Annotated in this window: 18 protein-coding genes and 1 pseudogene; 12 read left to right on the top strand and 7 right to left on the bottom strand. The window is 55.5% G+C overall.

All coding sequences use genetic code 11. The features are described 5' to 3' along the window. Positions 1-199: 199 nt before the first annotated feature. From BW974_RS16040 to BW974_RS16030, 3 genes are all read left to right on the top strand, one after another. Entirely contained in the window at positions 200-853 is a 654-nt protein-coding gene (locus BW974_RS16040) for a hypothetical protein (RefSeq protein ID WP_245800148.1), read from the top strand. Positions 854-1,490: 637 nt separating this feature from the next. Next, positions 1,491-2,453: an ABC transporter ATP-binding protein gene (locus tag BW974_RS16035; protein WP_076431249.1), complete on the top strand. Its 963-nt coding sequence runs from the start codon at positions 1,491-1,493 to the stop codon at positions 2,451-2,453. Position 2,454: 1 nt separating this feature from the next. Beyond that, a complete protein-coding gene (locus BW974_RS16030) occupies positions 2,455-3,249 on the top strand; it encodes an ABC transporter permease subunit (RefSeq protein WP_076431248.1) in 795 nt (264 codons plus the stop codon). On the opposite strand, the gene BW974_RS16025 is transcribed toward BW974_RS16030, so the two are convergent. Both BW974_RS16025 and BW974_RS26575 read right to left on the bottom strand, forming a co-directional pair. Then, entirely contained in the window at positions 3,250-4,782 is a 1,533-nt protein-coding gene (locus BW974_RS16025; RefSeq protein WP_175609716.1) for a COG1361 S-layer family protein, read from the bottom strand. A 660-nt stretch (positions 4,783-5,442) separates the two neighbouring features. Further along, positions 5,443-5,671, bottom strand: a pseudogene (locus BW974_RS26575) (transposase); the annotation flags it as partial. 96 nt (positions 5,672-5,767) lie between these two features. On the opposite strand from BW974_RS26575, the gene BW974_RS16015 reads away from it, so the two are divergent. The 7 genes from BW974_RS16015 (at position 5,768) to BW974_RS15990 (ending at position 12,834) form a co-directional block, all read left to right on the top strand. Beyond that, a complete protein-coding gene (locus BW974_RS16015; RefSeq protein ID WP_076431246.1) occupies positions 5,768-6,544 on the top strand; it encodes a TrkA C-terminal domain-containing protein in 777 nt (258 codons plus the stop codon). Between the two features lie 11 nt (positions 6,545-6,555). Then, the gene (locus BW974_RS24765) at positions 6,556-6,705 is read left to right on the top strand and encodes an FmdB family zinc ribbon protein (RefSeq protein ID WP_139328898.1); all 150 of its coding nucleotides are present in this window, start codon (positions 6,556-6,558) and stop codon (positions 6,703-6,705) included. 7 nt (positions 6,706-6,712) lie between these two features. Continuing rightward, positions 6,713-7,129, top strand: coding sequence for a universal stress protein (locus BW974_RS16010; RefSeq protein WP_076431245.1), 417 nt, complete (start codon positions 6,713-6,715; stop codon positions 7,127-7,129). Next, positions 7,126-9,378 carry an amino acid permease gene (locus BW974_RS16005; protein ID WP_076431244.1) on the top strand — a complete coding sequence of 751 codons (2,253 nt, stop codon included), beginning with the start codon at positions 7,126-7,128 and terminating at the stop codon, positions 9,376-9,378. The genes BW974_RS16010 and BW974_RS16005 overlap by 4 nt, the downstream gene beginning before the upstream one ends. Before the next feature lie 454 nt (positions 9,379-9,832). After that, the gene (locus tag BW974_RS16000; RefSeq protein WP_245800145.1) at positions 9,833-10,150 is read left to right on the top strand and encodes a sodium-independent anion transporter; all 318 of its coding nucleotides are present in this window, start codon (positions 9,833-9,835) and stop codon (positions 10,148-10,150) included. 112 nt (positions 10,151-10,262) lie between these two features. Continuing rightward, complete coding sequence (locus BW974_RS15995; RefSeq protein ID WP_076431242.1) at positions 10,263-10,460, top strand: hypothetical protein; 198 nt, start codon at positions 10,263-10,265, stop codon at positions 10,458-10,460. After that, a complete protein-coding gene (locus tag BW974_RS15990) occupies positions 10,450-12,834 on the top strand; it encodes an amino acid permease (RefSeq protein ID WP_076431241.1) in 2,385 nt (794 codons plus the stop codon). The genes BW974_RS15995 and BW974_RS15990 overlap by 11 nt, the downstream gene beginning before the upstream one ends. A 479-nt stretch (positions 12,835-13,313) precedes the next feature. Here BW974_RS15990 and BW974_RS15980 read toward each other — a convergent pair whose 3' ends face one another. The 5 genes from BW974_RS15980 to BW974_RS15960 all read right to left on the bottom strand — a co-directional run bounded on the left by BW974_RS15980 (position 13,314) and on the right by BW974_RS15960 (position 16,834). Continuing rightward, positions 13,314-13,517, bottom strand: a complete 204-nt coding sequence (locus BW974_RS15980) for a hypothetical protein (RefSeq protein WP_076431239.1) — start codon at positions 13,515-13,517, stop codon at positions 13,314-13,316. Beyond that, positions 13,514-15,064 carry a TrkH family potassium uptake protein gene (locus tag BW974_RS15975; RefSeq protein WP_076431238.1) on the bottom strand — a complete coding sequence of 517 codons (1,551 nt, stop codon included), beginning with the start codon at positions 15,062-15,064 and terminating at the stop codon, positions 13,514-13,516. The genes BW974_RS15980 and BW974_RS15975 overlap by 4 nt, the downstream gene beginning before the upstream one ends. A gap of 63 nt (positions 15,065-15,127) precedes the next feature. Next, the gene (locus BW974_RS15970; protein WP_076431237.1) at positions 15,128-15,811 is read right to left on the bottom strand and encodes a potassium channel family protein; all 684 of its coding nucleotides are present in this window, start codon (positions 15,809-15,811) and stop codon (positions 15,128-15,130) included. Positions 15,812-15,955: 144 nt separating this feature from the next. After that, positions 15,956-16,375, bottom strand: coding sequence for a universal stress protein (locus BW974_RS15965; RefSeq protein ID WP_076431236.1), 420 nt, complete (start codon positions 16,373-16,375; stop codon positions 15,956-15,958). 3 nt (positions 16,376-16,378) lie between these two features. After that, positions 16,379-16,834: a zinc ribbon domain-containing protein gene (locus BW974_RS15960; RefSeq protein ID WP_076431235.1), complete on the bottom strand. Its 456-nt coding sequence runs from the start codon at positions 16,832-16,834 to the stop codon at positions 16,379-16,381. 422 nt (positions 16,835-17,256) lie between these two features. On the opposite strand from BW974_RS15960, the gene BW974_RS15950 reads away from it, so the two are divergent. Continuing rightward, positions 17,257-18,000, top strand: a complete 744-nt coding sequence (locus BW974_RS15950) for an Lrp/AsnC family transcriptional regulator (RefSeq protein WP_076431233.1) — start codon at positions 17,257-17,259, stop codon at positions 17,998-18,000. A 22-nt stretch (positions 18,001-18,022) separates the two neighbouring features. After that, complete coding sequence (locus BW974_RS15945) at positions 18,023-18,343, top strand: antibiotic biosynthesis monooxygenase family protein (RefSeq protein WP_076431232.1); 321 nt, start codon at positions 18,023-18,025, stop codon at positions 18,341-18,343. Positions 18,344-18,528: the final 185 nt, after the last annotated feature.

The raw sequence follows: 18,528 nt of genomic DNA, 5'->3' as shown, positions 1-18,528 counted from the left end.
CGGAATCGACATCGACGCGACTCCAGGAGGAGGGACGAGTAGACTCGAAGAAACCGGTAAACCAGTGGCAATCGAAGGGTGTGCCATGGGAGACCACACTAATCACGACGATACCGATTCTCCACGAGGCTACGGGTCAGGTGGACACGCTACGTTGGGGGGGTTATCAGTACACGCGGATGGATTTCGATTTGTACCGGTGACCACGCGCTTCAGTCCTGGTGAACCGTCAGACTGGGAGTTCCACATCGTCGCTCCAGATGGGACGATCAGAACCGAGTTCGATGAAGCACATGGGCAGCGGGGTCATCTGATCGTTGTCCGTCGAGACCTGACTCGATTTCAGCATCTCCATCCAACTCTCGAAAACGATGGAACGTGGCGTGTCGAAGCGTTCACCCTCCCTGACCCTGGCATCTACCGTGCATTTCTCGATCTGATGATCGACGGTCGACCGATAACACTTGGATTCGATATCTTCGCTGCAGGACCACTAGAAGTCGCAGCGCGCCCGGAAACCGCGCGCCACGCAACGACCGCTGAATACCATGTCGAACTCTCGTCTAACGAGGTTTCAGCTGGTGAAACTACAGAGCTAACATTCGAAATATGCCGTAGTGGCGACCGCGTTTCACGGCTGGATTCGTATTTAGGTGCACTCGGTCATCTCGTCGCCCTTCGCGAAGGCGACCTTGCCTATCTGCATATCCATCCCGAAGAGACAAGTCCAGACAGCGGTCGTGTCAAATTTGGTGCTGAATTTCCGACTCCCGGGAGGTATCGTCTGTTCCTTCAATCGAAACCCGAGGGAACCCTTATTACAACCAAACATGATGTCCGGATCGACAACTGACAGCAATCATCCTGTTACGACTCCCAGGAAGTTGATTCGTCGTCGGATGCAGGCAGGAACTCGGGCCCTGACTTGGGGTTCAAATAGCGAAAAGTCAAGTGTAGGAAACGAAGAAGACCGTTGACCGGGTCGCGTTCTTGTTCAATGGGTTGGTGAGTAACGTTCATGCATCGTTTCGTGGGACACCCCCGTCCCCAGTCCACTTCTGCTTATGGATTAAGGCGGTATTGGTCGGCTTGTTTCTGGATAGTAAAATTGAAGTTGATAACCAGATCGATAAATGGGAACTAATGGAGATACCGCTGCTTTCTATCGTAGCTATTAGTAGAATGCTATTATTCGAGACTATTCATATATAGAGACATATCAACCTCGAATTGCTGTCAAGATATGGAAAAGCAAGACCGGTGTCGTGACTGTAGTGAGTAATATTAATTCGCACCATATTATATGAAATCTATTACGTAAATCAATAGGTTGACTTCCCGTTGTCGGTATTAACCGCTGTATCACACTTCCCGACCAGACCACCTCCAATCCGGATGCTATCGACCAGTTCGTTCAATAAGCGGTGTGAATTCTGAGGAACCGTTAAGGTTGTTCACGACGTCTCGTTCTCCGTGTGACGACGGATACAATGGCCGTCGAGAACGCAATCGCCGTCGAGAACCTGACGAAGTATTATGGCGACGTTCGAGGGGTGGAAGATCTGACGTTCGCGGTCAAGACGGGGGAGATATTCGGGTTTCTCGGGCCGAACGGCGCAGGGAAGTCGACGGCCATTCGGGTATTGCTCGGACTCTTGAAGCCGACGCGTGGTACGGCGAGGATACTGGGAAGCGATGTAACTGACCGTCATGCAGCCATCGCAGCCCGCACGAACGTCGGGTACATCCCAGGCGATGTTGGGCTCTACGGGGATGCGACCGGTGAGCGATTGCTCGATTATTTCGGTTCACTGTCAGGTGATGAGCGCCGCGAGGAACTGCTCGACCGATTTCCCATCCCTCGCAATCGGAAGGTGAAGGCTTATTCACGGGGGAACAAACAGAAGCTTGCGCTAATTCAGGCGTTCATGCACGATCCCAACCTCGTCGTGATGGACGAACCGACTGCCGGGCTAGATCCCCTGGCACAGAACGCGGTCTACGAGTTCCTCGAAGCCGAACAACGGCGCGGTGTCACCGTCTTCTTCTCGACCCATATCTTGAGCGAGGTACGAAAGCTCTGTGATAGGGTGTGTATCATCCGCGACGGACGACGCGTCGCGTTGGAGCAGATCGACACCCTGGTCGAGAAGAGTGGGAAGATCATCCGTCTCGACTTGGCGGAATCCCCGGCACCTGATGACCTCATCTTCGAGGGTGTCGCAAGCGCGAGCCGCGACTCAGACGACTACTATCGGTTAGTCGTGACTGGCAACGACTTCGAAGGAATGGTTGACGTTCTTGACCAGTACACGATTAGAGACATGGAGATTCGGGAAACGTCGCTGGAGGATGTCTTCATTGAATTCTACGCCGAGGATGTGGATCGCGAGATGCAACGTATCGAACCGCCACCAGAAGAGGACTGGAAAACGGAAGGAGAGCGAGCGTAACGTGTTTGAGATTACACAGTTCGAAACCACCAAGCGCGTCCGAGGGACGCTGATATTGACGGTGGCACTGGTCATGCTCATCGCGCTCACCGTCGGCCTGTTTCCCTCGATAGAGAGTGCCGGTATCGACCTGGACGCCTATATCGAGAGCCTGCCTGAAGAGACCCGACGTGCCTTCATCGGCAATGTCACGACTATTACCACTATCGAGGGCTATCTGGCCTCGCAGTTCTACCAACTGGCGTGGCTGCTCGTGCTCGGCGTCTACTACGCGTACGCGGCGGCATCAAGCGTCGCGAGTGAGGTGGAGAACAGAACGCTAGAACTGGTACTCGCCCACTCGGTCAGCCGGTCACAACTCGTCGTCGGAAAGTTCTTCGCTCTCGTCCCGAGTATGATCGCCGTCAACGCACTCAGCTATCTCGCCGTCTACGGTGGCGTCCGTTACATCGACGAAGTCATCGACCCGATGGATCTCTTCGCGCTCCACGCTTACTCCATCGGGTATCTCCTCGCCTGCGCGGCCCTGGGGATGGTCGCGTCGGTCGTCTTCGATACGGCACGGCGTGCGCAGATGGTTGCTATCGGGAGTGTCTTCGGTATGTTTATTATCGACTCCTTTACTTTCGATACCGACTACGAGTGGGTCGGTGACTTCGCCTTCACTCGCTACTACGATGTCGGTGAGATACTGACGGAAGGAACGGTTGCGTGGAGCGACCTGGCCCTCCTCATCGTCTCCGCCGTTCTCCTGCTCATCGTCAGTGCGGAGTTGTTCGAACGCAAGGACGTCTGACTACGTTCCTCGTCGCAACCACCACCCGACGGCCACGAGCACCGCGGCGATGACAGCGACCGTCGCAACGACTGGAAATCCTGGCCCGCGTTCTCGTTCTACCTGCACGGGAACCTGATAGGGGCCAGCGACGCGGCGCTCCCCATTGGGTGTCTCGTAGGTGATCGTCACGGTTGCTGGATGTCGCCCTGGGATGGCTTCATCCTCCACCGTCAACTGGAACGCGGCGGTTCTGGACTCGTTGGGGGAGAGTACACCGACGTACGCGTTCGGATCGTCACTGGTCAGTGGTTCGTCAACCTGCAGTCGCACCGTCACGTTCGTCAGGGGCTTCCCAGCATTGTTGCTGACCTGGACGCGTAACACCCCACTCTCGTCACCGCCGAACGACGCTGCCACTGGGTCGACGACGAACGGTTCGCGCTTATTTCCGACCCGGATTGGTGCCTGAAGTGGATCGCTTGCCGTCCATTCCCCCTCCCTATTGCGGTACACGACGCGGAACGTGAGCTCACGTGGCCCCGCATTTGTGGCATTGATCGCGTTGATGTCGAATCGGAACGGTCGTCGTTCGCCGGCTGGAATCGTTCCGAGTGGGTAGCTCCTTTCCTCGGGTCGGAGAGTAGTCGTGTTTGTCTCGAGGATGAGCACCCCGTCTTGCACCGTCCTCGGCCCGGTGTTGACGACCGCACCGGTCACTCGTCCTTCGTCGCCGACGCGAAGTGTGCTCGTCACGTTCTGGAGCGCGAACGACTGCTCAGCGTTCGGGATTACTCCGAAAAGTTCGGTTGTCGTCCGAGTACGCGTTCCGTTCGCCTGATAGGACACGGCGACCGAGAAGGGGTAACTAGCGACGACAGTGTTGTTGGTCGCCGTGGCTTCAAACTCGAACGTGATATCCTCGTTCGAAGCCCATTCGCCGACGAACTGGGTGGCGTTTTGTGTCCGTCCAAGTCGAATGTTCCGGCTCCGCGATTGTAGGGTGACGATTGCGTCCTCAACGTCCGGCCCCGTGTTCTCGATTGTGACCGCGATCGTGCCGGAGTCTCCGACCTGGACGTTCGAGCGAATCGATGAGACTTCGAACCGCTCGAGACGGATTTGCTCGGACGGCTGAACGGTGAAAGTGAATGGGGCTGTGCGTACACGAGAGCCGTTCGCTGCGGTATAGGCGATGACCGCTTGGAATGGGTAACTTCGTGTCTCCGCGAACTCCTCGGCAAGGATGTCGAACGTCATCGACCGCCGCTCGCCGCTCGCCCACGGGCCAATGAACTCGGTAGCGTTCTGATCCGGGCCGAATCGAACGCTCTCGTTTGGAGAAGTGGCGAGGATACTTGCATTCGTGACGGCATCGCCGATGTTGACGAACGTCAGTGCGAGCGTACCTGTTCCGTCGACTGGTACGTTCGACGTGGTCGAAACCAGCCGGAACCGTCCGCCTTGTTCGGCTGCGGTCAGTCCACCATTCGCTGCCATGGTTGGCGCCATCTCCTGTGCGACGATGGAATCAGTCGGACTAGGGGCTGCCATGAGGGACGCGGACACCGGTGATACGAGAATGACCGTTAGAACCACTGCCAGGATTGGGTTGGCCAGTTCAGACATTCGTCCTGACTACCGGTACACATGGAGTGACGATTGTTATCGTCTGAAAACGCTTCAGGGAAGTCATTTACCCCTCACTGCTCGATTTGACTGCGTCGTATACCGAGAACCGTCCCCCGCTTTAAGAGATGGCATCTATTTCTCCCCCGTCACGGTACACGACGACGAGGCCTATAGGTTTGGCTCCTAGTTGTTCGACCGATTACGTACCATGAACTGTGCATAGATTGATCTGAGGGTCCCGGGGGGATTCCACTTCCGCTTACAATCTTATTAGGAAGTACACCACACACCACTACTTCCAGTGTAATCCGCCGATACAATGCCCCAATCGTCCGATAACAGCCAAGCACATATTTATAAATCATATACCGCTACATCAAACACAAACAGGGTGAAGATGAGACTACACCCAGTATAGAGGGACCAAAATGCATGATTTCGACTGATGCATCGATCTGCAACCATTTCAAACCGGATTCTATGACCAATTCTAGTTAGTAATTTAGCTTTTCCAGAATTTGCGGGCTGTTTGAGCCAACGCTGTTGCTCATCCACGGGCGTTCACTGTGCTATTCGACGGCTTCAGCCGATTCCTGTTTGCTTCAACAGGGTCAGAACCGGTTTGCCGTCACAGTCGGTGACCGCTTGTACTCACTAGTCAACTCAACCTGGACGAGTAAATCGACTGCACGCTAAATGGAGTAAAGCAGACAGGCGAACGTGAAATAAAGAATCGCAGCACAAAGTCCCTCAAAGTCGTCGCAGCCAGGAACCACTTTATGCTCCTGAACCCGCTCTTAATCCCCCATCTATTTGTGTCTCCAAATCTAGCGTGGCAGTATGAGTCGCCAACGCAAAAATAGAGAGATATTATTTCGATTTTCAAAATATGTTGGATGTGAGTTAGATGACAGTAGGTGAAGCGGGGTACCGACTCGATGACCTCGACCGATGCATCATCTACAATCTCATGCAAGAAGGACGAGCCACAGCTACCTCAATTGCCGAGAATACGAACGTCTCGGGAGCTACGGTGCGAAACCGAATCGAGAAGCTCGAAGACCTCGGCATCATCACGGGCTATCGGGCACATATCGACTTTGAGACGGCCGGGGGCAAACTGCGGAATCTATACCTATGCAATGTCCCTGTCCCAGAACGGGAGGCACTCGCTCACGAGGCGCGGGCAATCCAAGGCGTGATCAACGTTCGATCGCTGATGACTGGTCGTCGAAATCTCCATATCCTCGCGGTCGGTGAGAGCACGAAAGATCTGCAACGGATTTCTCGGAATCTCTCCAAACTCGGTATCGAAATCGAAGACGAGGACCTACTAGAAGAGGAGTTGTTCGACCCTTACGAGCCGTTCAATCCGAACGAGCGGCAACGAACACCGGCGTTAAACGACTTTATCAACCTCACAGGTAACGCCAAAATCCTCACCGTGAGCATCGCCGACAATGCGCCAGTGGCAGGCATGTCGCTGGAAGAAGCCAACCAGACAGAAGTGCTCGACGAAGAGACGCTCATCATCTCCATTGAGCGGGATAACGAGGAGATTATGCCACACGGAGACACCGTAATCCAGCCCGATGACATCGTGACGCTGCTCTCCCGGCATCGCACGGATGCACTGGCGTTTGCACCGTTCCAGACATCGCCCAAGACAGAGACAACTACGTAAGGTGAACACAGATGCTCTCACTCGTTCAGCGACTCCGCCACTGGCTGGCCGCCGAGTCGACACTGTACGAGTGCCGGAACTGTGGCATAACACTGGAAGAACAGCGAGACACCTGCCCGCATTGCGGAGCAGAAGACATCGCTCGCTACGATTTGGACTGAAACAACTATGACCACGAAATTCACCCAGCACATCATCGTCCCGGTCGCCAACGAAGAGGATGCAGAGGCGACGGCAACGCTCCTCGAACCCTACGAGTTCGGGCGAATTACCGTCTTTCACGTCGTCGAAAAAGGTGAGGGAGTACCAGATAAGACGCCGGTCGAGCAATCCGAACAGGTCGCAGCCGCAGCCTTCGAAGCCTTCCGCGAAACGTTCCCGGATGCCGAGACTGAGACAGCCTACCGCCGAGATATTGTGAAGGGCAATCTCGAAGTCGCTGACGCGGTCGATACGAGTGCTATCGCCTTTCGACCGCGTGGCGGCTCCCAACTCATCCAGTGGCTCTCCGGCGATCGGTCACTCCAGCTGATTTCAGAAGCGGACCGGCCGGTCATTTCGATACCAGAGGGAACTAACACATGAGTAGCGGCGACGAGGAACTCGCGAAGGACCTCGGGTTACTCTCGGCACTGACCATCGGCATCGGAACGATGATCGGGGCAGGCATTTTCGTCCTGCCAGGTGTCGCAGCGAGCACTGCCGGTCCTATCGTCGTCGTCTCCTTCGTGATTGGCGGGGTGATAGCGATGGTGAACGCCCTGTCCGTCTCCGAGCTGGGAACGGCGATGCCCAAAGCCGGTGGCGGATACTATTACGTCAATCGCGCGTTGGGCCCGCTATTCGGATCCATCGCAGGGCTCGGCGACTGGATTGGACTCGCATTCGCGTCAGCCTTCTATAGTATCGGCTTTGGACAGTATCTCACTACGTTGCTCCCCATCCCCGGTGTCCTGTTTCTCTCGGATATCCAGATTGGGGCGCTCATCGCCGGCGCTGTCTTTGTCGGGGTCAACTACATCGGAGCCAAGGAAACCGGTGGCGTCCAGACAGTCATCGTACTGATCCTGCTATCCATTCTCGGTATCTTCGCAATCCAGGGGTGGCTGTCGTTCGATACAAGCACGTTACTGAGCGAGGGGGGACTGGCACCGCTTGGCTATGGTGCAATCTTGCCCGGCACGGCGCTGATATTTGTCTCGTTTCTTGGCTACGCGAAAATCGCGACCGTCGCCGAGGAACTCAAAAATCCGGGGCGAAACCTCCCGCTGGCCGTCATCGGAAGCGTCGCCATCGTCACGGTGATTTACGCAATTCTCGTGAGCATCATGCTCGGAGTCGTTCCCTGGCCGGAACTGAGCCAGTCGGCCCCGCTTACACAAGCGGCACGGGTCGCCTTCCCCGGCGGATATGCAGTTATCGCCGTCACGATAGTGACACTCGGTGCGCTGTTGGCGACAGCTTCGAGCGCGAACGCGTCCATCCTCGCTTCGGCGAGAATCAACTTCGCGATGGGCCGTGACCGAATCGTCACAAACTGGCTTAACGAAATCCACCCATCGTACGCGACTCCCTACCGGTCGATACTGGTCACCGGCGCGATGATCATCGTTTTCATCGCGCTACTGGGCCAAGAAATTGAGGTGCTGGCCAAGGCTGCGAGCGTCCTCCACCTCGTCGTCTATGCGCTCATGAACGCCGCACTCATTGTGTTCCGGGAAACCGATCCCGAATACGACCCCGAGTTCACCGTTCCGCTGTATCCGATAACGCCCATCGTCGGGATGATTCTCTCTGTTGGATTGCTGGCGTTCGTGGGCCAGCAGGAACTTCTCCTGTCTGGAGTCTTCGTCGTCGGAAGTGTCATCTGGTATTTCGCGTATGCTCGGAAGCAGGCCGACGGACAAGGGCACCTCAGCCGGCACATCTTGAATCGCGAAGAGGAGCTACCGGATTCGGTCGTCGGCGCAGCGGAGACCGTGGCACCGGACGGGGCGGCACCGGAGGCAGATGGGCCGACGACGATGGTCGCGCTATCAAACCCCCGGACGGAACGCTCGCTGGTCGGACTGGCAGCAGCCCTTGCAAAGCACGACGGCGGGAGACTCCTCGCGACGCACGTCATCCAAGTGCCAGACCAGACTTCTCTTGCGGCTGCCGCCAACCGGCGTAACGAGCTCTCGGAAGTCTCCGAGAAGTTGCTGCGAGACGCCCGAGCTGATGCCGAAGAACTCGGCGTGCCAATCGAGACACGAACAATTCTCTCACACGAAGGCCTTGACGAGGTATTCGACGCAGCGGAGACCCACGACGTAGACAGACTTATTATGGGCCATCAAGGGACACAGTTGGCTGGAAGCCGTGCCGAAGGGACGCTTGATGAGCTCCGCAACAATCTACCCTGTGACGTGCTCGTACTCAACGCACAGGAGTTCGACCCGAGTCGGGTTCTGCTGCCCACCGCTGGAGGGGACTCCTCGGACCTTTCCGCCGAAGTCGCACGAGCACTGCAGGAGACGGCCGACGCACAGGTATCGGTCCTGCACGTCGCGGACGACGAAACCGTCGGTCGGGAGTTCCTCGAAGAATGGGTCGCCGAACATGACCTCCTGGATGCCGAATTGCTGGTCGAAACTGGTGATGTGGAGACCGCGATCGGAAATGCAGCAGCCGATCGATCACTCGTCGTTGTGGGTGCGACGGAACGAGGCCTTCTCTCACGAGTTATCGGGGGTACGTTGACACTCTCGGTGCTCGACGGGATGGAAACGGCCGTCTTACTCGCTGAGCGCCCCCATTCGCGGTCGCTTCGAGAGCGACTGTTGGGGCGATAGGGGCAATCAGTTATCGTCACCGTTCGAACGCTCGATTTCCAATCAGAGATGCCTTGAGAGTGCCAGTCCCAACTACTGTCCGATATAGTAAGTCCAGGGGTTGGTAGTTTGGGTTTCTACAAACTAGCCGATGTGTGATATTTATTATAATTGACAACCATTGTTACAGCTCGAGAGAGATAGTGAGTCGTCGAAAACAGCCAGCTGGGACCACATAAATAGTCCACTCATAGAAATTCATCCTTTTATCTTTAATTTCTGTACGCTACGAATATGATGATTGACTGGGCAGACGTGCTGTTTCGAGCGAATACACGAGACTCCCGACAAATCACATGATGCTGGCAACAATAAACAGCGCACTGAGCACCGAGGCCGTATCGACAAATACCCAGAACAGTGGCACGGCAACCGACAGTCCAACCGTTAACATCAGTCGATGCGAAACTATTCTTTGCAAAACGCACCGACCGTCCGACGGAACCTTCTCGACAGACTGGACGCCCGCCAATCATCTGTCGAACTCGTCGTGTTCGACCTTCGGTCGTCACCGACGGTCGATGTGACAGCTGCCGACACGCTCCTCACCATCGCTGGCAATCTCGCACAGCGCGGGATTGACATTCGTTTCGCCGAAGCGGACGGTGCCGTCCACGACGTTCTCAACGAGGTACAGCCGGATCATTCGCTCGGGCAGACGACACTCAACGAACGAGTTATCACGGTCATCGAGGAGTGGCGAGACGAGACTGCAGCGGGGGTCGACGAATGACCGTTTCATAGAGTCGTCTCGTTCGCAGTATTCATTTCCCGAATTAACGAATTCATGCGAAAATTCTCTGTTCCACCCCACGATTTCATCCATTTGAACTAATATCGAGAGCGTGGTAGCCGTGGTGGTGGTTCTCCTCCAATCGTCCACGTTCGTTTTGGAACTCGGACTCCTGTTGACCGTCCTCGCGTGGGGTGGCCTCCTGGTCGTCGTCCTCCACGGCCGGTACGTCGTTGAGCAAATCGCTTCGGGAACGTACCAGAACGCCCCGGCTGACGAGGCCGAGAAATCAGAGCAGCATGAGCGATAGCGACTCACCGCTCGGCGGACTTGACGTTTCGGCGGACGGCGCGGACTTCGCCCGCGAACTTTCGCTGTTCGACATCATCGTCATCGGTATCGGCGCGATGATCGGGGGGAGCATTTTCGTCCTCACGGGACTCGCGGCAGGCGAGTCCGGGCCAGCACTCATCTTGGCGTTTGCGCTCAACGGATTCATCACCATCTTCACTGGAATGGTGTACGCGGAACTCGGCAGCGCATTCCCGGAACCTGGCGGTGGTTATCTCTGGGTCAGGGAAGCACTTGGTCGGTCACAGGCGTTCATCTCGGGATGGATGAGTTGGTTCGCCCACGCCGTCGCCGGGTCGCTGTACATCCTCAGCTTCGGGTCGTTCGTCACGCTCATCCTCACCGAATTCTTCCAAGCACCGACCTTCGGACTTTCGCTGGTCGATCTCCAGAAACTGTTTGCCGTCGCGGCAGCGGCCGTCTTCACCTACATCAACTATCGCGGTGCGAAGGAAACGAGTCGCGCCGAGAATGTCGTCACAATACTCCAATTGTTCATCCTCGGTGTGTTCATCGTCGCCGGTCTCTGGACGATTGCCGGGCAGTCGAACACGACCGTTCGCTTCGAACCGTTCTTTCCGAACGGCGTCGGCGGCGTTTTTCTCGCCATGGGCCTGACGTTCATCGCGTTCGAAGGCTACGAAATCATCGTCCAATCCGGCCGCGAAGTCGTCAATCCTCGCGAAAACATTCCGAAAGCAGTCTTCTACTCGATGTTCATCGTCGTCACCATCTACATCCTTGTGGGAATCGTCCTCCTCGGTGCCGTCGATGTGACACCGGCGCTCCTCGAAACGGCCCGCCAGACCGACAGCATCGGCGGAAGCACGATTGCAGATCTCCCAGCGAACCCGGCACTTTGGCAAGTCCTTGGCCATCTTGGCGAGTTCGGTCTCGCACAGGCCGCCGGACAACTCCTCCCGTACGGGACGCTCGTTATCTTGCTCACGGGCATCCTCTCGGCGCTGGCCGCGCTCAATGCGACGACGTTTTCGAGTTCGCGGGTCGGCTACGCGCTCGGCAACGACCGCGTGTTTCCCGACCCATTCAGTCGTATTCACCCTGACCATCAGACGCCTCATATTTCAGTGCTCCTCAGTGGCACCCTCATCGCGGTGATGGCCGTCTCGCTTCCGTTGGCACAGGTCGCCGCCGCGACCGACCTCATGTTTCTCCTGCTGTTCCTCCAGGTGAACTACTCGATGATTCGACTTCGACGCGAGTACGGCGATGTCCTTGAATATGGGTACATCTCGCCCTTCTTCCCCTACATTCCTATCGTCGGCATCCTGACAAAGCTCTTTCTCGCTGTCTACTTTTTCAACTACAGTCCCCTCGCGTGGTACATCGCGATAGGGTGGATTCTCGTCGGCTTCGGCGTGTTCTTCGCGTACTCCCGTGGACGAATCCGCCGCACCGAAATTCGACGTGAGACCAGAGTCGTCTCCGAGGAACGCCGCCCAACCGAACGACCCTATCAGGTTCTCGTTCCTATTGCGAACCCCGAGAGCGCGAGACCACTGGTCGAACTGGCAAGCGCGATTGCACGCCGCAACGACGGCGAAGTGCTCCTGACGAGCGTCGTGACGATTCCAGTCCAAACCCCGTTGGAAGACGGCTTGCAGTTCGTTTCCGACGAACCACAGATGCTTGAAGAGGCGATGCAGTACGCGCCCGATGATGTACCCATTCATCGGACAGTAACACTTGGACGGGGAGTCGGACGGAGCATCACAAATATCGCGTACCAGCGGGATAGCGAACTCATCCTGCTCGGCTGGCGTGGTCGTCGAAGACAGTCTTCGGAGTTCGTCCTCGGGTCAACCATCGACACCGTGGTCGAAAATCCACCATGTGACCTCGCGGTCGCAAAACTCACAGCGGCAAGGGAGCCACGGCAAATACTGGTTCCGATTACGAGGAGTTCTCACGCCGCCTTTGCCGCCGAAATCGCAACGTCGTTCGCGCAGTATTGGGATGCCAATGTGACGCTATTGCACGTGTCCGAACCGGATTCGAACAACTTCGAGACGACAATGGCCACCCTACGGGAAACGGTTTCGGACGAGGAGGTTGCCGTTTCAACTGCCTCGGTAGCGGGCACTGATGTAACCGACGCGATCCTGTCCTATGCCGGTGAAAAGGAGGTCGATACCATCGTTTTGGGGGCGGCGAGAGAGGGAATACTGCGACGGGTTCTCTTCGGGGACATCCCCGAACGAGTCGGTGAAGCGTTCGATGGGCGTGTTGTGATGGTGAAAAAACATTCACCGCTTCGGTCGGTGTTCCGACAGTGGGTCAGGAAGTGGCTTGGGCGTCGAATAGAGAAATAGCTGATTACACGGAACCACCAATTAGACAATACGCAAAACGGCCCCGGTTATCAAGTTATAGCCAACTAAACAGAAACGTAATACTCGGCGGGAGAAGGAACCGTAATGCGGCCGCTCCAGATCCAAGCCCAATATAGCTCGTTAGGACGACAAACTGTGACCGTTCATCTTCGAATCCGGTGAGAAAATGATACAGAATGAGCGACGCTGTCGCTTGCACGACGAACAGGGATACGAGCGTGCCTGTCAGAACAAATCCAGGGAGCCAATCATCGAGAGGAAATCTGACGGTGCCCATCGGTTCTCGAATACTGTAAGAATCCACCTAATGACGATGTATCCAACAAAGGGAACGGAACTAATGAGCATTCCACGGGTTCCGCAGATAGCCGACCGCCATAGCCAGCGCTCAAGAAGTCCAGCCATACGGGCTTGCTTCGAACGCGGAGGATCCTCAGTGGACATTTGTGGGATGTGGTTTACTTCTGAAATCCCTGATACAGCGTGTATGCGACGAACACAGCGATATACGCGACCGCAAGGGCCTCAGTGAAGAGCGAGCGTTCGACCACAACGATCACTCCAATAACGAGTGGCCCCACGAGCAGGAGCGAGTCGAAGACTCGATTATCCGCCCCCGCCTCGAACACATAGGAGATAACCGGAATGTCTTGTACTTTCATCGATAGAGCCCTCCACGCTGGAAGATCGTTCGGAGCATCACGAGGACTGGAATGATTTCGAGCCGCCCGATCCACATGTGGAAGAGGAACGCGATCTTCCCGACCGTAGGCAGTGATTCAGGACCCGTAATCCCCGACGAGAGGCCCACGTTCCCCTGTGCGCTGGCAACCTCGAAGACGACATTGGCGAGCGAATACTCCCCGGATGGAAGCGTGAGCAGCAACACGAAGGTGCCGATAACCAGGAACGTAGTCCAGAGGACAACAATGATGGCCGCCTCCATGAATTCACGGCTCGCTTCTTCCTCATTCAGTCGCCGGCCGTTAATTTTCAGTCGGCGGACTGCGGTCTCAGGGTAGAAGACATCCGCGATTTGATACCGGATTCCCTTCGCGAGCGTCAGTCCACGTATGAGTTTGATACCGCCCGCGGTTGACCCAGCGGCACCACCGACGAACATCCCGAACGTGACCGTGAGCTGGGCGTACGACGGCCACCGACCGAGTGCGATGTTTGTCGTATCGACGGCCGTCTGGAACCCAGTACAGGTGGCAGCCGAGACGAACTGGAACAGGCCATAGCGAAGGGCAGCGAAGGGTGTTTCATAGGGACCAGCGTAGTACAGGAAACTCCACAGCAACGCCGACCCAATGCCCATATAGCCGAACACCCACCGCGTCTGGAGATCCGAGTAGAAGTTCCGGAGATCCCCTTGGAGGATGAGGTAATGCACCGGAAATGCGATGCTACCCAGCAGCATAACCGGAATCAACACGAAATCGATCAGAGCGCTATCGTAGGTCGCAATCGAGTTATCCGTAATCGAGAATCCGCCGGTTGCGAGGCCGGTCATCCCGTGATTGATCGCCCCCCAAATCGGCATTCCCGCCAGCCACAACGCGAGGATAGAAAGGAATGTGAACAGGATGAAAATCCACCAGATCGTTCTGACAGTCGAGACAATGCTCGGGTGAATCTTCTCCGAGCGTGCCTCACTTTCGTAGAGCGTCAGCGACCCGCTGCCAGGTCGTGAGAGAATCGCCGTCGTCAAGACGATCACCCCGACCCCGCCGACCCATTCGGTGAACGTTCGCCACCACTGGAGTGTTCGGGGAAGTACCTCCTCGTTGTCGGTCATCGTGAGTCCCGTGCCGGTAAAGCCACTCATACTCTCGAAGACACCATTGAGTGGCTCGGTAAACGCTGCGAGTGTCGCCGTCTGAGCAGGCGTTGTGAATCCCGGCACGCCGAGCTGGACACTCCACGCGATCAAGAGAAACGGCAACGAGCCGAAGATGCCGACGGAAAACCATCCCGACGCGGCGACGATCATCCCGTGGAACCGGCCCGGGGCTTCCGCGTCCCTAAATCGTCGATAGAGCAACCAGCCAATCCCCAACGGAATGACTGCAGAGACCAGCAGTGCTGGGAGCGCATAGTACTCTCCCCAGAGGATAGGCACGACGAGCGAGACGAGCATCAGCCCGCCGAGCGCCTCCAAGATGCGACCGATATCTCGGCCGACAGTTGCAACGGATCCGTTCATGCGTCTCCCATGCTCGTGAGCAGAGCTGCCGAGATTGTCCTGAAACTCAACATTGGTAGCCTACTAGATGTGGTCTTCATAATGCCCAAAGATGTCCGTAATGTCTGGATCAGCGCCGACACCAGAGTACACTGTCAGCAGATCACCGTTCTTGATTATCGTATTCCCACGGGGAGTAATTGGATGGTCGCGTCCTTCACGTTCGATTGCAACAACAAGCATCTCGTCAGTGATCAGTCCTGCCTGTGTGGCTTCTTGGAGTGTTTTCTCTGCAATAGGTGCCTCCTCGGTGACTGTGATTTCGAAAACCTCTGCATCCTCACCAATGCGCATATAGTCAACAATTGCTGGCCGTGCCACGGCCCGATACAGGTAATCGGCAATCAACTGTTGAGGGTTTTCCATCGTGTTGACACCAATCTGCTCGAAAAGCTCCATATGCTCTGGGTTGTGAACGACCGAGAGAATCGCAGGAATTTCGAATTCCTTTGCAAGAAGGCATGTCATCACATTCGTTGCGTCCTGATCTGTCGTCGAAATGAGCGCATCGGCTTGTTCGGCACCGGCATCCTCTAACGTGTCTTTCGTTGTAGCGTCGGCGTTCAATACCAGGCAGTCAAACCGGTCAGCGGCTCGGTTTGCGCGTTTTTCATCACGCTCGATCACGACGACATCGTTGCCAGACCGCGTCGCAATATCTATAAGCGGTGTCCCAATATCGCCAGCGCCAATGATGATAATGTACATAATGATTACACCTCCAATCTCCACATGAACGCTTCACGAACCGACATTCGAGATTCCTCCGGTCCGCGGGCCATTACAACGGTTTGATGTCCACCTTCGCCATGCGCGTCGCTACGTGTATGCATATTCAAATTAACTCTCCGATCATTCGTTTTCAGTCTCTTCTGGAAGCGCAATGACCGGCCGGTCCGCGTCTGTGGCCAGCTTGAGCGCCGTATCACCGGACAAAAACTGAACGAGACGATTCCCACGGCGAGGACGAAACGCGATAGCACTGGCATCCACATCCGCTGCGACGTCGAGGATCGCAGCAACGACGTTTCTACGGTATACAGTTTCGGTGTCAATCTCCGGGATGAATCCACGAAACGCACCAAATGCCTCCGAAGCTCGTTGTTCAGCCTGTTCGAGAGGGATTTTATCAGGGACTCCTTCTCCTTTCTCGATTACGTGGACGACGGTTACACGGCCGTATTCACAGTTATCGAGTATTCGCGCCGTTTCACGTGCATCCTCTTCGTCCACAACCGGGACGACGAGATGCTTCATAAGTGCGTCTGGCATGTCTTACTCCTCCGTCTCAGACTGGTGAACATTCTCACTGCCACAATGGGGGCAAACTGTCGCATTTTTATCGAGGTGGCCCCCGCAGGAATCACAGCGAATTTGCTCCGAATTATGGACGTCTCCGAGATATGCCCAGTGCAGTGATTCTGTGCCATCCAGCTGCGGTTCCCGATGGACGTGATACAGTGAGACGATATCCGTGTTAGCGCCGGAACCATCCGGATCCGGCGGATGCTTACGCACGAGTGCGTACGCATCGTGGTTCTTGATCTGGAGGACTTCCCCAGCTGCGGTCGCTTCGATTTCCTCTTCGATTGGGGTACGAAGCGCGTCAATACGGCGCTCGACGTACGAGAGAACGGCTTTCAGCTCAGGAAGTTCTAACGAATCAATCCGTTGAATCAGCGCCTTGGGGAGAGTATCCTGTACCTCTGGTTCATCATTTGGGTCACTCATATTCACATCACCATCGTTTCGGAAGCATAGCGATCGTCCGGCTCACGAAGCGAACCAGATGAAACCCGCCATGAATACAGTTCAAACAGATTCACGATGACAGAAGCACACTGGCGGACGGGTGCGCTCTCCGGTCTAATTCGTGAGCCCGTCCCAATTGACGGTGCAGTGAGCGTGAACAGTACGGCCATATAGGTAGGATATTACGAAAAGATAAATATCCACCGTTTTTACGAACGATTCAATAATTAGAAGATGATATGTCTTCTAATCGTTTGTACCGCGTGTTAAGAACTCTACTGCGGATATGACGAGGATTCCGGCGGTCAAAATCTTGCTAAGATTGGAGAAGAGACTAGAAATCAATCAGACGACTAGTGATAACTTAAAAGGCGATACGGAGTCAATCTGTTACTATAAATATGTCCCTTCAGATCGATACCATCGACGAACGAATCCTGTATTATCTGTCACAAGAAGCCCGTCATACGTCTGCTCCCGATATCGCGGAGAAAGTCGACGTCTCAGCACCGACCGTGCGGAATCGAATTCGCCGACTTGAAGAAGCGGGCGTAATCCGAGGATATCATACTGATATTGATTATCAGAAGGTTGGCGGACGGCTCACGAACCATTACGTCTGCAGTACGGGGTCTCGTGACCGAGAGGAAATGGCCCAACGTGTCCTCGATGTTCCTGGCGTGATAAACGTTCGAGAGATCATGTCCGGCAAAGGTGATCTCCGGATTACGGTCGTTGGGTCGGACACCGACGATCTCACACGAATCGCACAGGGAATTACGTCACTCGGTATCGAGATCGACGACGAGGATCTGATCCATCGGGAGTATTTTCGTCCCTACGCCTCATTCGCCCCCCGTGATGAAGAATTGGCTTCACCGGTTACTGGTGTTGCGGGACTTGCTGGCGACGCCGATGTCGTTGAAGTTATTGTTAGAGAAAAAGCGCCAATCGCTGGGAAAACGCTCCAAGAAGCAAACGAGGAGGGGCTTGTACCCTCCGACGTACTGGTCGTCCGAATTAACCGCGAAGAGGGAACTATTACGCCAACGGGAGAGACGCTCATCAAAGAGGACGATTTTGTCACGGTTCATTCGCGATCTGGCGTTACTGAAGAGACGCTTGAAGTGTTTACTGGAGACTAACCGAATGAGTGAGTAAGGAATAATGTATCTTGTCACGTTTCGCCTTGATCCGGGAGAGTACGATGAGGAGTTTCACAAATTGAACGACGCGATACAAGCGACTGCCGAAGACACAGACGGGTATCTCGGTAAACGCACGTGGAACGCCCAAGAGAGTGAGGAGGTTCTCGTCATCTACTACTGGAAGTCACTGGATGCACTGGGGTCATTTGGAGCGGATTCGGACCACAAGCAGGCAAAACAGCGGTGGACTGAGTGGTACGACGCGTACGAAGTTACTGTTACAGAAGTTGTTGAGGCGTATGGGAGTGGGTTTGGTGCTGATGCTGACCCACCCGCGTAGCCCATTGAGGCGCTCCCAGACTCGACAAATGACGACCAAACGGATCGGGAGACTGGAGATGAACGACTGGTTCGTTTTCCTCGTGTTGATTAGTTAGCGGGAGACTCAGTCGAGGCCGTTGTTCGGATGGTCGTCTGATAAGAAGATCTGGTTGAAAGCGTATTCGATACGTCCTTACTTTCTGA

The organism is Haladaptatus litoreus (assembly GCF_900156425.1).
Lineage (GTDB): Archaea > Halobacteriota > Halobacteria > Halobacteriales > Haladaptataceae > Haladaptatus > Haladaptatus litoreus.
This window is presented reverse-complemented; position numbering and strand designations above follow the sequence as displayed.

What these genes read in the sequence shown, in the direction of transcription:
- BW974_RS16035 (WP_076431249.1), top strand. Translation starts at nt 1,491, where the DNA reads ATGGCCGTCGAGAACGCAATCGCCGTCGAGAACCTGACGAAGTATTAT.
- BW974_RS16025 (WP_175609716.1), bottom strand. Translation starts at nt 4,782, where the DNA reads ATGGCAGCCCCTAGTCCGACTGATTCCATCGTCGCACAGGAGATGGCG.
- BW974_RS16015 (WP_076431246.1), top strand. Translation starts at nt 5,768, where the DNA reads ATGACAGTAGGTGAAGCGGGGTACCGACTCGATGACCTCGACCGATGC.
- BW974_RS24765 (WP_139328898.1), top strand. Translation starts at nt 6,556, where the DNA reads ATGCTCTCACTCGTTCAGCGACTCCGCCACTGGCTGGCCGCCGAGTCG.
- BW974_RS16010 (WP_076431245.1), top strand. Translation starts at nt 6,713, where the DNA reads ATGACCACGAAATTCACCCAGCACATCATCGTCCCGGTCGCCAACGAA.
- BW974_RS16005 (WP_076431244.1), top strand. Translation starts at nt 7,126, where the DNA reads ATGAGTAGCGGCGACGAGGAACTCGCGAAGGACCTCGGGTTACTCTCG.
- BW974_RS15990 (WP_076431241.1), top strand. Translation starts at nt 10,450, where the DNA reads ATGAGCGATAGCGACTCACCGCTCGGCGGACTTGACGTTTCGGCGGAC.
- BW974_RS15980 (WP_076431239.1), bottom strand. Translation starts at nt 13,517, where the DNA reads ATGAAAGTACAAGACATTCCGGTTATCTCCTATGTGTTCGAGGCGGGG.
- BW974_RS15975 (WP_076431238.1), bottom strand. Translation starts at nt 15,064, where the DNA reads ATGAACGGATCCGTTGCAACTGTCGGCCGAGATATCGGTCGCATCTTG.
- BW974_RS15970 (WP_076431237.1), bottom strand. Translation starts at nt 15,811, where the DNA reads ATGTACATTATCATCATTGGCGCTGGCGATATTGGGACACCGCTTATA.
- BW974_RS15965 (WP_076431236.1), bottom strand. Translation starts at nt 16,375, where the DNA reads ATGCCAGACGCACTTATGAAGCATCTCGTCGTCCCGGTTGTGGACGAA.
- BW974_RS15960 (WP_076431235.1), bottom strand. Translation starts at nt 16,834, where the DNA reads ATGAGTGACCCAAATGATGAACCAGAGGTACAGGATACTCTCCCCAAG.
- BW974_RS15950 (WP_076431233.1), top strand. Translation starts at nt 17,257, where the DNA reads ATGTCCCTTCAGATCGATACCATCGACGAACGAATCCTGTATTATCTG.
- BW974_RS15945 (WP_076431232.1), top strand. Translation starts at nt 18,023, where the DNA reads ATGTATCTTGTCACGTTTCGCCTTGATCCGGGAGAGTACGATGAGGAG.